This window comes from Micromonospora sp. NPDC048871 (assembly GCF_043198155.1).
Taxonomy (GTDB): Bacteria; Actinomycetota; Actinomycetes; order Mycobacteriales; family Micromonosporaceae; genus Micromonospora.
This window is the reverse complement of record NZ_JBICUM010000006.1, coordinates 33680-45585: the sequence shown is the minus strand read 5'-3', so window position 1 is coordinate 45585 and position 11906 is coordinate 33680. Positions and strand designations below refer to the sequence as shown.

Here is an 11906-nt window from a genome sequence, read left to right as displayed (position 1 = left end):
CCCTCCGGAGGGTTGATCATGAGGTTGGCGGCGGGCCTCGATCTTCAAGCTGCCGCCAACCTCATGATCAACCCTCCCCCGCAGGGTGGCGGGGAGAGGGAGGGGTGGTGGGGTCAGAGGCGGCGGGCCTCGATGATGCGGGTCAGGAACTGGCGGGTGCGGGGGTGGACGGGGTCGGCGAGGACCTGGCTGGGGGGACCGGATTCGATCACCCGTCCGGCGTCCAGGAAGCAGACCTGATCGGCCACGTCCCGGGCGAAGCCCATCTCGTGGGTGGCCAGCACCATGGTCATCCCCTCGGACTTGAGGTCACGGATCATCGTCAGCACCTCACCGACCAGCTCCGGATCCAGGGCCGAGGTGACCTCGTCGAGCAGCAGCAGCCGGGGGGAGTTGGCCAGCGCCCGCACGATCGCCACCCGCTGCTGCTGGCCTCCGGAGAGCCGGTCCGGGTACGCGTCGGCCTTGGCCCCCAACCCCACCCGCTCCAGCAGCTCCCGGGCCCGGGCCTCCGCCTCGGCCCGCGCCCGGCGGTGCACCCGACGGGGCGCCAGGGTGATGTTGTCCAGCACGCTCAGGTGCGGGAAGAGGTTGTACGACTGGAACACCATGCCGATGCGGCGGCGTACCTTGTCGGGGTCGACACCGGGGGCGGAGATGTCCTCGCCGTCCAGTTCGATCGTCCCGTCGTGCAGGTCCTCCAGCAGGTTGATACAGCGCAGCAGGGTCGACTTGCCCGAACCGGAGGACCCGATCAGGGCCACCACCTGGTGTTCGGCCACGGTCAGGTCGAGACCGTCGAGGACCACCTGGTCGCCGAAGACCTTGCGCAGCCCTCGGCACCGCAACACGTCCATGGTCAGCCTCCGGACTGGCGTCGGGCCGCCCGCAGCGTCACCCGGTCGGTGACGGCGATCAGCGGAATGGCCAGCAGGACGAAGAGCACCCCGGCCAGGATGTACGGGGTGTAGTTGAAGCTCTGCGCGGTCTCGATCTGCGCGGCCCGGACCGCGTCGATCGGCCCGGCCAGGGAGACCAGACCGACGTCCTTCTGCAACGCCACCACGTCGTTGAGCAGCGGCGGCGCCACCCGCCGGACGGCCTGGGGCAGCACCACGTGCCGCATGGTCTGCCGGTAGGTCAGCCCCAGGGACCGGGCCGCCGCCAACTGGCTGGGATGCACCGACTCGATGCCGGCGCGGAATACCTCGGCCAGGTAGCCGCCGTAGGTGAGCACCAGCGCCAGCCCGCCCAGCACCAGCACCGACGGCATGCCCTGCAACCGCAGACCGGGCACGCCGAGGGTGAGCACGTAGAGCACGATGATCAGCGGCAGGCCCCGGAAGGCGTACGTGTAGCCGGTGGCCAGGGCCCGGATCGGGAAGAAGACCGGCCCCCGCAGGGTACGCAGGATCGCGATGATCAACCCGAGTAGCAGCGCCCCTAGCGCGCAGCAGACCAGCAACCGCAGATTGAGCCAGAGGCCGGTCAGCACCGCCGGCAGGGCGTCGCGGGCGATCTGCGGATCCAGGAAGGAGGCGCGTACCCGGTCCCAGCCGGGTGCCCCGGTCACCGCGATCGCCAGCAGGGTGCCGATCGCCGCCGTGGAGGCGGCGGCGATCAGCACACTCAGCGTGGTCTGCCGGCGGCGGTACTCCTCACGGGCCCGCTGGGCAGGGGAGGGGACGTGGTGGGTGGTGCTCACGTGAGCTCAGGGGCTCCCGCGACCTGGGCCAGCCACCGCTGCTCCAACTCCTTCAACACCCCGTCGGCGGAGAGTTGCCCGACCGCGTTGCTGACACAACCGGTCAGCGGGGAGTCCTTGTCCAGCAGCAGCCCGAACGCCTCCGGGGTGCCCACCTGCGGGAACTGCCCGACGATCACCGCGTCCTCGATCTCGGCGGCGGTGATGTAGAAGGCGGTGGGCAGGTCGACGACCAGGCCGTCGAGCTGGCCGTTCTGCAGGGCCTTCTTGGCGTCGTCGTTGCTGTTGTAGACCTGCGGCTGCTGGGTCGGCTTCACCAGGTCGGTGATCGCCTGGTAGCTGGTCGTGCCGACCTGGGCGCCGAGCTTGGCGTCACGCAGGTCCGCCAGGCTGGTCTTACCGGCGATCTTGGAGGACTTCAGCGCGATGACGGTCTGCCGCACCAGGTAGTAGGGGGCGGAGAAGTCGACCGCCTTCTTGCGCTCGTCGGTGATCGAGAACTGGTTGATGTCGAAGTCGAAGGTCTTGGGCCCGGGTGCGATGGCCGAGTCGAACTTCACCCGGGTCCAGACGACCTCGTCACGGGTGTAGCCGAGCTTCTCCGCCACCGCGTACGCCACCGCCGACTCGAAGCCCTCGCCGCTGTCGGGCTTGTTGTCGACGAACCACGGCTGGTAGGCCGGCTCGTCGGTGGCGATGGTGAGCTTGCCGGGGGTCTGGGTGGGTAGGTTCTCCTTGGCGCACGCGTTCGCGCCGGAGGCCGTGGGCTGGGGGGCGGGCTCGCTCTGCGGGGCGCAGGCGGTGACCGCGAAGAGGACCGCGCCGGCCGTGGCTAGCGTACGGATGCGTGGGGTGCTGACCATGGCCGACAGCGTACGACCACCTGCGGTGACCGCCGTACCGGTGTCCCACCATGGTGGTAGGGAATACAAGTCCCGCTTACCGGTCACCACCGGACCCGGTGCGTGCCGCCACCCAGGGCGACTGGGAGAATCCGGTTCCGTGAAGACCTTCGAGGAGTTGTTCGCCGAGCTGCAGGCCAAGGCCGCGGCCGGCACCCCCGGCTCGGGCACGGTCGCCGCGCTGGAGAAGGGGGTGCACTTCATCGGCAAGAAGGTGGTCGAGGAGGCCGCCGAGTCGTGGATGGCCGCCGAGCATGAGGGGCCGGAGCGCACCGCGGAGGAGATCTCCCAGCTGCTCTACCAGGTTCAGGTGTTGATGCTCGCCAGCGGGCTGGAGCTCAAGGACGTCTACCGACATCTCTGAGTGCCCGCCATCGACCCTGGACCCGATCGAAGGAGCACTCCGTCATGCTGCGTGTCGCCGTACCCAACAAGGGCGCCCTGGCCTCCTCGGCCGCCGAGATGCTGCGCGAGGCGGGCTACCGCCAGCGCAGCGACCCCAAGGACCTGGTCTGCCGGGACGAGGCCAACGACATCGAATTCTTCTACCTGCGTCCCAAGGACATCGCCACCTACGTCGGCTCCGGTGATCTGGACGTCGGGATCACCGGCCGGGATCTGCTGATCGACTCCGGCGCACCCGCCGAGGAGGTCGTCGACCTGAACTTCGGCCGGGCCACCTTCCGGTTCGCCGCCCGCCCGGACGACGTCGACGACGTACGGGAGTTGGGTGGGCACCGGATCGCCACCGCCTACCCGGGCCTGGTCGAGCGCTACCTGGCCGAGTTGGGGGTCAAGGCCGAGGTGATCCGCCTCGACGGGGCGGTGGAGAACGCCATCCGCCTGGGCGTGGCCGACGTGGTGGCCGACGTGGTGGAGACCGGGGCCACCCTGCGCCAGGCCGGCCTGGTGGTTTTCGGCGAGCCGCTGCTGCGCTCCTCGGCGGTGCTGGTCCGTCGGGCCGGGGCGACCGTGAACCCGCAGGCGGAGCAGTTGCTGCGCCGGCTGCACGGGGTGCTGGTGGCCCGCCGGTACGTGATGCTGGCCTACGACGTGCCGGCCGGTCTGCTGGACCGGGCCAGTTCCCTGACCCCGGGCATCGAGTCGCCGACGGTCTCCCCGCTGCACCGCGAGGGTTGGGTGGCGGTGCAGGCCATGGTGCTCCGCGACGACGTGCACCGGATCATGGACGAGCTCTACGAGCTGGGGGCCCGGGCGATCCTGGTCACCAACATCCACGCCTGCCGGTTGTGAGGCCGGCGTCGGTGCTGGTGTCGCCGCGTGTGGCGCCATCGGTCGGACCGTGGGCGGATGGCAGACTGAGGACATGAGTCAGCGGCGGGATCCAGCGCAGCCCAGTGCCGGCACGGCCGAGCCTCAGCCGGTGACCGGCGGTGAGTCGGTCCGGCTCCGACCCCGGCGCATCCGGGTGGTCTGCTGGGTGTCGGCGGTCGTGCTGGTGGTGGTGTTCTCGTTGATCGCCACCACCCTGACCGGCCCCACCGGCAACGGCTTCGGCACCTTCCAGCGCGGCGACCAGTTCGCCATGATCGGCCTAGGGGTGATCTTCGCCCTCGGTGCCCTGCTGTTCACCCGGCCCCGGGTCGAGGCGGACGCGCGCGGGGTGCGGGTGCGCAACATCATCGGCTCCTACGAGCTGCCCTGGGAGGTCGTGCGGGGGGTCCGGTTCGACCGGGGTGCCCCCTGGGCCGCCCTGGAGCTGTACGACGACGACCTGCTGCCGATGGTGGCCCTCCAGGCCGCCGACAAGCAGCTGGCGGTCGACGGGGTCCGGGCCCTGCGCCGGCTGCACCAGGCCCACCTGGCCACCCTGGCCCAGGGCGCCGCAGGCTCCTGATCCCCTGGTCCCGAGCCGCCGGCCGTGCCGAGTTGGGGCCCCGATGGGCATGGGTGTAGTGTGGTCAAGTCGACCAGGCTGTCTGCGTGAGCGGACGGCCGTGAAAGTGGGGCGCCTGCTCCCACCCGAGTCGCCGACTGCGGCGGCCGGGTCCGGTCACCGGTTCCGGGCACCTTCCGGCTCCGGATGCGCGATCCTGTGATCGTGCCGACCGGTCGAGCGGGCCCTGGCATGTGCCGGGGCCTTCTGCTTTCCGGGCCGGTTCCCGACGGGGACCGCTTGGGTCGGCTACCGATGAAGAACCGACTCGAGGAGGCCCCATCAGCGTCGAACCACGCGTGAACGAGCAGATCCGGGCACGTGAGGTCCGACTGGTCGGCCCCGAGGGTGAGCAGGTGGGCATCGTCCCGCTGGAGCGCGCCCTTCAGCTGGCCGCGGACGTCGATCTGGACCTGGTCGAGGTTGCGCCGATGGCGCGCCCGCCGGTGTGCAAGCTCATGGACTTCGGCAAGTTCAAGTACGAGAGCGCACTCAAGGCGCGCGAAGCGCGGCGTAACCAGCAGCAGACCGTCATCAAGGAGATGAAGCTCCGGCCGAAGATCGATCCGCACGACTACGAGACCAAGAAGGGTCACGTGGTGCGGTTCCTCAAGGCCGGCGACAAGGTCAAGGTGACGATCATGTTCCGCGGTCGCGAGCAGAGTCGCCCGGAGCTGGGTTACCGGCTTCTGCGTAGGCTCGAATCCGAGATCACGGAACTGGGATACGTCGAGTCCGCTCCTAAGCAGGACGGCCGAAACATGATCATGGTTCTCGCTCCGCACCGGGCCGTGAAGGCCTCCGCGGTCGCCGCCACGGCATCGCGTGGTGGAGCCCGGGAGCGGACCGCGGAGGAGCCCGCGGAGGAGCCCGCGGCGGCTGCCGAGCCCGCTGCGGCCGGTGAGAGCGCAGCAGCCGGTGAGACCGGCACGACCGCTGACACCAGCGGCCAGTAACAGGGGAGAAGACGTTCCACATGCCGAAGATGAAGAGCCACACGGGGACGGGTAAGCGGGTCCGGGTGACTGGCAAGGGCAAGCTCATGAAGGAGCAGGCCAACAAGCGCCACCTCCTGGAGAAGAAGCCCTCCACCCGTACCCGCCGGCTGACGGGCGTGGTCGAGGTGGCCAAGGCCGACGTCAAGCGCATCAAGAAGCTGCTCGGCCGCTGACGCGCGCCACCTGAGCCCAAGAAGGAGTTGAGATGGCACGCGTCAAGCGGGCTGTGAACGCCCAGAAGAAGCGCCGTACCCTGCTGGAGACCGCGAGTGGTTACCGCGGTCAGCGCTCCCGGCTGTACCGCAAGGCCAAGGAGCAGGTGCTGCACTCGATGCAGTACGCCTACCGGGACCGTCGCGACCGCAAGGGTGACTTCCGGCAGTTGTGGATCCAGCGGATCAACGCGGGTGCCCGCGCCAACGGGATGACCTACAACCGGCTGATCCAGGGCCTGCGCCTGGCCGGCATCGAGGTCGACCGCAAGATCCTGGCCGACATGGCCGTCAACGACGCCGCCGCCTTCGCGGCGATCGTCGAGTTGGCCCGTGCCGCGGTGCAGGCCGAGGGCATCGGCGGCGCGGCGGCCCAGGCCGCCTGATCCCCGCACGACACCGCGAGGCGTCCCTCGACCAGGGGGGCGCCTCGCGTGTGTGTGGTGAGAGGACACCATGCCCTTCACACCGCGTACCCCCAGGGTGGTCGCCGCCCGCCGACTCCAGCGTCGCCGGGAACGCGAGGCCACCGGCCGTTTCCTGGCCGAGGGGCCCCAGGCGGTCCGCGAGGCCCTGGCCCGCCCCCGGACGGTGGTCGAGGTGTTCGGCACCCCGGCCGCCCTCGATCGGTACGCCGACCTGGCGGCGACCGCCGCCGGCGCCGACGTACCCGTCTCCGAGGTGACCGAGGAGGCCCTGGCGGCGTTGGCCGAGACCGTGGCCCCGCAGGGCCTGGTCGCCGTCTGCCAACACCTGGACGTGCCCCTGGAGACCGCCCTGTCCCGGGCCCCCCGGCTGGTGGCGGTGCTCGCCGGCATCCGGGACCCCGGTAACGCCGGGACGGTGTTGCGCACCGCCGACGCGGCCGGTGCCGCCGCGGTGGTCTTCGCCGGGGAGGCCGTCGACCCGTACAACGGCAAGTGTGTCCGGTCCTCGGCGGGCAGCCTGTTCCATGTCGACGTGGTGCGCGAACGCGACCCGGCGGCGGTGCTGGTAGCCGCCCGGGCGGCCGGTCTCACCGTGCTGGCCGCGACCGGCTACGGCGAGACGGATCTCGATGAGTTGGCCGACGCGGGCCGGCTGGCCGTACCCACCGCCTGGTTGTTCGGTTCCGAGGCGCATGGGCTGCCCGAGGAGCTGATCGCCGCTGCGGACGCCCGGGTCCGGGTGCCGCTGCACGGGCGGGCCGAGAGCCTCAACCTGGCTGCGGCTGCCGCGGTCTGCCTGTACGCTTCGGCGAGAGCCCAGCGCTGAGATGAGATCACGCGCAGAGCACGAGGAGAGCGGCCGGTGATGGTGGACACACCACGGCGTACGTTTAGCCAGCCCGCCGGTGTCGGCGGGCGGCGGGCCTGATCTGCTCTCCGCACCACTCCCACCGGCGGGCTGCGGCGCAGCCGCGCGTCCGTAGACTCGCTTCGCCGCCCCTGAGGGCCGGCACCGCCGTGAGGAGTGCCCGTACGCCATGACCTACCGCAACGATCCGTACGACCCGAAGCAGGTTGCCCTGCTCGACCCGGCCGCCCTGGCCGAGGCCGTGACCGAGGCCGAGAAGGCGTTCGCCGCCGCCGGTGACCCCGACGCCCTGGCCGCCGTGCGTCCGGCGCACCTGGGCGACCGGTCCCCGGTCTCGCTGGCCCGCCGGGAGATCGGGGCCCTGCCGCCGGCCGCAAAGGCCGACGCCGGCAAGCGGGTCAACGAGGCCCGCCGCAGCATCGAGCAGGCCTACGCCGCCCGATCCGAGGTGCTCGACCGCGAGCAGGCGCAGCGGGTCCTGGTCGCCGAGCGGGTCGATGTGACCCTGCCCTACGACCGGCGCCCGCGCGGCTCCCGGCACCCGGTCAGTGTGCTGATGGAACAGATCAGCGACCTGTTCATCGGGATGGGCTACGAGGTGGCCGAGGGGCCCGAGGTCGAGCTGGAGTGGACCAACTTCGACGCCCTCAACATCCCGGTCGACCACCCGGCCCGGGGCCTGATGGACACCTTCCACATCGCACCCGAGCAGTCCGGGCTGGTGCTGCGTACCCACACCTCGCCGGTGCAGGCGCGCACCATGCTCACCCGCAAGCCGCCGATCTACGTGGTGGTACCCGGTCGGGTCTACCGCACCGACGAGCTGGACGCCACCCACTCCCCGGTCTTCCACCAGGTCGAGGGCCTGGTGGTGGACAAGGGCATCACCATGGCCCACCTGCGCGGCACCCTGGACCACTTCGCCCGGGCCATGTTCGGCGAGGGCGCCAAGACCCGGTTCCGGCCGCACTACTTCCCGTTCACCGAGCCGTCGGCGGAGTTCGACGTGTGGTTCCCGGAGCACCGCAAGGGCCCCCAGTGGGTCGAGTGGGGCGGCTGCGGCATGGTCAACCCCCGGGTGCTGCGGGCCTGCGGCATCGACCCGGAGGTCTACTCCGGGTTCGCCTTCGGCATGGGCATCGACCGCACCGTGATGTTCCGACACGGGGTGGGGGACATGCGGGACATGGTCGAGGGCGATGTCCGGTTCACCCGGGCGTTCGGCCACGGGGCGTAGTGCGGGCGCGCGAGTTACGGAGACGGTGGTAACGAGTCATGCGAGTTTCTGTCAGTTGGTTGCGGGAGTACGTAGACCTGCCGGACCTGTCCGCCGCCGACCTGGAGCGGGCCCTGGTCGACCTGGGTATCGAGGTGGAGTCCATCGTGGACCTGTCCACCACGGTCACCGGGCAGTTGGTGGTCGGCCAGGTCCTCGACATCGAGGAGTTGACCGGCTTCAAGAAGCCGATCCGGTTCTGCCGGGTAGACGTGGGTGCCGCCAACGGCACCGGTGAACCGCAGGAGATCGTCTGCGGGGCGCGCAACTTCGCCCCCGGTGACCGGGTCGTGGTGATCCTGCCCGGCGGAGTGCTGCCGGGCGGCTTCGCCATCGGTGCCCGCAAGACCTACGGGCGCAACTCCCACGGCATGATCTGCTCCGCCAAGGAACTGGGCCTGGGCGACGACCACTCCGGCATCCTGGTGCTGCCCGAGCACGTCGTCGCCGCCCCCGGCGACGACGCCCGCCCGGTGGTCGGGCTGGACGACATCGTCGTCGAGGTGGAGATCACCCCGGACCGGGGCTACCAGATGTCCCTGCGCGGGCTGGCCCGCGAACTGGCCCACGCCCTGGGTCTGGACTACTCCGACCGGGGTCGCATCCCCGCGACCCCGGGCACCGCCGCCCCCGCCTACCCGGTCGAGGTACGCGACCCGGTGGGCTGTGACCGGTTCGCGGCCCGGATGGTGCGCGGGGTCGACCCGACGGCACAGACCCCGGAGTGGATGCAGCGGCGGCTCACGGTCGCCGGCATCCGGACCATCTCCCTGCCGGTGGACATCACCAACTACGTGATGCTGGAACTCGGGCAGCCGATGCATGCCTTCGACGCCGACCGGCTGGCCGGGCCCCTGGTGGTGCGCCGGGCGGTGGCGGGGGAGAAGCTGACCACCCTGGACGGGGTGACCCGGGCCCTGGCCCCGGAAGACATGGTCATCTGCGACGCCGGCCTGCCCAACCCGCTCGGCGGCGACGGCGACGGGGTGCCGATCTCGCTGGCCGCCGTGATGGGTGGCGAGACCAGCGAGGTGCTGCCCAGCACGGTCAACGTGCTGTTCGAGGCCGCGCACTGGGATCCGGCGATGGTGGGGCGTACCGCGCGTCGACACAAGCTGTTCAGCGAGGCGGCGAAGCGGTGGGAGCGGGGGGTCGACCCGGCCCTGCCGCTGGTCGCCCTGGACCGGGCGGTCGCCCTGCTCACCGGGTACGCCGGCGGCACCGCCGGGGACGAGGTGCTGGACATCAACCACGTGACCCCCCGGACCCCGGTGACGCTGCCGGTCGACCTGCCCAGCCGGCGGGTCGGGGTGGCGTACCCACCGGCGCGGGTGGTCGCCCTGCTGGAGCAGATCGGCTGCACGGTGGCCCGGGGCACCGACCGGCTGACCGAGGACCCCGGCGAGGTGGGGGTCACCGCCGGGGACACCGTCATGCCCCGTGTCACCGGAGGTGACACCGACGTCCTCAGTGTCACCCCGCCGACCTGGCGGCCCGATCTGACCGACCCGGCCGACCTGGTCGAGGAGGTGGTCCGCCTGGACGGGTACGACAAGGTGCCGTCCCTGCTGCCCACCGCCCCGCCCGGTCGGGGGCTGACCTGGCAGCAGCGCCGCAACCGGGCGGTGTCCCGGGCCCTGGCCGAACGCGGCTACGTCGAGGTGCTGGCGCACCCCTTCGTCGCCACCGACCTGGCCGACCAGTTCGCCCTGCCCGCCGAGGATCCCCGCCGCCAGGCCGTACGGGTGGCCAATCCGCTCTCCGACGAGGAGCCGCTGCTGCGGACCACGCTGCTCGGCCCGCTGCTCGGCATCGTCCGGCGCAACCTCGGCCGGGGCCTGCGGGATCTGGCCCTCTACGAGATCGGGGTGGTGTTCCAGCCCCGCCCCGGCGCCGGTAGCCCGCCGACCATGGGGGTGGACCGGCGGCCCACGGACGCCGAGTTCGCCGCCGCCGACGCGGTCGTGCCGCACCAGCCCCGGCATGTCGCCGTCGTGCTGACCGGCGACATCGAGCCGGCCGGCTGGTGGGGGGCCGGGCGACCGGCCTCCTGGGCGGACGCCGTCCAGGCGGGCCGGGAGGTCCTCGCGGCCGCCGGCATCCCGGCCGACCGGATCGAGGTACGGGCCACCGAGTACGCCCCCTGGCACCCCGGCCGCTGCGCGCAGCTGCTGGTGGACGGGGTGGTCGTCGGTCACGCCGGTGAGCTGCACCCGGCGGTGCTGGCCAACCTGGAACTGCCCCGGCGGACCAGTGCCATGGAGCTGGACCTGGACGCCCTGCCGGCGGCCCCGGTGCTGCCCGCGCCCGGAGTCTCCGGTTTCCCCCCGGCCCTGATCGACGTGGCCCTGGTGGTCGAGGAGACCGTGCCCGCCCAACAGGTCCAGCAGGCCCTCATCGAGGGAGCGGGTGAGCTGCTGGAGTCGGTGCGCCTGTTCGACGTGTACGCCTCGGAGCAGTTGGGGGCCGGCCGCAAGTCGCTGGCCTACAAGCTGACCTTCCGGGCCCCGGACCGCACCCTGACCGTCGAGGAGGCCGTGGCCGCCCGCGACGCCGCGGTGGCCCGGGCCACCGAACGCGTCGGCGCCACCCTCCGCGGCGCCTGAGGTGTAAGGAAGGGCCCCTTCTTAACGCCTCGTGTATAGGAAGGGGCCCTGGTTAACAGTCGTCGGGCGGCAACTGCCCGAGCTGCTGCAGGCGGGGCAGGTCCCGGACGGTCATCCGGCGGTAGTCGGTGTCGACCAGCCCTTCGGTGCGCAGCTCCCGCAGGATCTTCTGCACCGAGGTCTCCGAGGCGCCGCAGATGGACGCCAGCTCCGGCTGGGTGAGGCGTACGTCGATGACGACCCCCTCCGGGGTCTGGCGGCCGTGGGTACGGCACAAGTCGGCGATCACCCGGGCCACCCTGATCTTTACCGGGTAGGAGGAGAAATCGATCCGTCGGCGGTTCGACCAGCGCAACCGGTCGGAGACCATGGCGGCGAGTTCTAGGGCGGCGTCCGGATTGGCCCGGAGGAAGGCGCGGAACCGCTCCGAGGTGATCACGCTGTAGCGGGCCGTGCCGCAGGTGGTGACGGTCGCCGAGCGGGGCCGACCGTTGAGGGCCGACATCTCGCCGACCAGGTCACCGCCGACCCGCAGGGACAGCAGGGCGGTGCGGCCGTCCGGCAGGGCGGCGGTGACCTTGGTCAGACCCTCCTCGATCAGCACCAGGTGGGACTGCTGCTGTCCTTCGTGGATCAGAATCTGACCGGCCGGTACCTCACGGCGTACCCCGAGCCCCAGCAGGGCTTCCCGTACAGACGGGCCCAGCCGTTGCAGGAAGGTGCCGTGGGGCCACTGGGAGTTCGGGTCTGGTTCGCTACGCATCCAGGCTCCTACTCTGCTCAGAAGACGACGGCGCTCGCAGCGTAGCCGGATGGTGGCACTACGCCATACCCGGCGGGACATCGTCATCCCCAGCAGATAGACCAGCAACAGGCCGAAAGTCAGGTGCGGGGCCAGATCCAGCTCCAGCAGTACGTCGATCGGGATGTTCCACATCAGACGAGTGCATCGTGGATCGGGCGACGTAATGCCCGCACGGTACGGGATGACTACTGACGGACATTTCTGTGGAT

The 11906-nt window shown here is 71.1% G+C and carries 13 protein-coding genes; 9 read left to right on the top strand and 4 right to left on the bottom strand.

Annotated features, from left to right (window positions below; genetic code table 11):
* Positions 1-113 precede the first annotated feature (113 nt).
* The 3 genes from ACGFIK_RS15640 to ACGFIK_RS15630 are packed head-to-tail and all read right to left on the bottom strand — an operon-like array spanning position 114 to position 2568.
* On the bottom strand, positions 114-857 hold the full coding sequence (locus ACGFIK_RS15640; RefSeq protein WP_393339888.1) for an amino acid ABC transporter ATP-binding protein: 744 nt from the start codon (positions 855-857) through the stop codon (positions 114-116).
* Between the two features lie 2 nt (positions 858-859).
* On the bottom strand, positions 860-1705 hold the full coding sequence (locus ACGFIK_RS15635; protein WP_393339885.1) for an amino acid ABC transporter permease: 846 nt from the start codon (positions 1703-1705) through the stop codon (positions 860-862).
* Positions 1702-2568, bottom strand: coding sequence for an ABC transporter substrate-binding protein (locus ACGFIK_RS15630; protein WP_327026720.1), 867 nt, complete (start codon positions 2566-2568; stop codon positions 1702-1704). The genes ACGFIK_RS15635 and ACGFIK_RS15630 overlap by 4 nt, the downstream gene beginning before the upstream one ends.
* 121 nt (positions 2569-2689) lie before the next feature.
* Between ACGFIK_RS15630 and ACGFIK_RS15625 the strand changes: the two genes are divergently transcribed.
* The 9 genes from ACGFIK_RS15625 to ACGFIK_RS15585 all read left to right on the top strand — a co-directional run bounded on the left by ACGFIK_RS15625 (position 2690) and on the right by ACGFIK_RS15585 (position 10892).
* Positions 2690-2971 carry a phosphoribosyl-ATP diphosphatase gene (locus tag ACGFIK_RS15625; RefSeq protein ID WP_198408957.1) on the top strand — a complete coding sequence of 94 codons (282 nt, stop codon included), beginning with the start codon at positions 2690-2692 and terminating at the stop codon, positions 2969-2971.
* Positions 2972-3015: 44 nt separating this feature from the next.
* A complete protein-coding gene (gene hisG, locus ACGFIK_RS15620) occupies positions 3016-3861 on the top strand; it encodes an ATP phosphoribosyltransferase (protein ID WP_327026719.1) in 846 nt (281 codons plus the stop codon).
* 73 nt (positions 3862-3934) lie between these two features.
* Complete coding sequence (locus ACGFIK_RS15615) at positions 3935-4465, top strand: PH domain-containing protein (protein WP_393339883.1); 531 nt, start codon at positions 3935-3937, stop codon at positions 4463-4465.
* Between the two features lie 338 nt (positions 4466-4803).
* Positions 4804-5460 carry a translation initiation factor IF-3 gene (gene infC / locus ACGFIK_RS15610; RefSeq protein WP_327026718.1) on the top strand — a complete coding sequence of 219 codons (657 nt, stop codon included), beginning with the start codon at positions 4804-4806 and terminating at the stop codon, positions 5458-5460.
* A gap of 20 nt (positions 5461-5480) precedes the next feature.
* Positions 5481-5675 carry a 50S ribosomal protein L35 gene (rpmI, locus tag ACGFIK_RS15605; protein WP_221085149.1) on the top strand — a complete coding sequence of 65 codons (195 nt, stop codon included), beginning with the start codon at positions 5481-5483 and terminating at the stop codon, positions 5673-5675.
* 32 nt (positions 5676-5707) lie between these two features.
* Positions 5708-6100, top strand: coding sequence for a 50S ribosomal protein L20 (gene rplT, locus ACGFIK_RS15600; protein ID WP_327026717.1), 393 nt, complete (start codon positions 5708-5710; stop codon positions 6098-6100).
* 70 nt (positions 6101-6170) lie between these two features.
* On the top strand, positions 6171-6968 hold the full coding sequence (locus ACGFIK_RS15595) for an RNA methyltransferase (protein ID WP_327026716.1): 798 nt from the start codon (positions 6171-6173) through the stop codon (positions 6966-6968).
* 211 nt (positions 6969-7179) lie between these two features.
* The gene (gene pheS, locus ACGFIK_RS15590) at positions 7180-8247 is read left to right on the top strand and encodes a phenylalanine--tRNA ligase subunit alpha (protein ID WP_327026715.1); all 1068 of its coding nucleotides are present in this window, start codon (positions 7180-7182) and stop codon (positions 8245-8247) included.
* 38 nt (positions 8248-8285) lie between these two features.
* The gene (locus ACGFIK_RS15585; RefSeq protein ID WP_327026714.1) at positions 8286-10892 is read left to right on the top strand and encodes a phenylalanine--tRNA ligase subunit beta; all 2607 of its coding nucleotides are present in this window, start codon (positions 8286-8288) and stop codon (positions 10890-10892) included.
* Positions 10893-10944: 52 nt separating this feature from the next.
* Here the strand turns inward: ACGFIK_RS15585 and ACGFIK_RS15580 are convergent, their stop codons facing one another.
* On the bottom strand, positions 10945-11829 hold the full coding sequence (locus ACGFIK_RS15580; protein ID WP_327026713.1) for a Crp/Fnr family transcriptional regulator: 885 nt from the start codon (positions 11827-11829) through the stop codon (positions 10945-10947).
* Positions 11830-11906 lie beyond the last annotated feature (77 nt).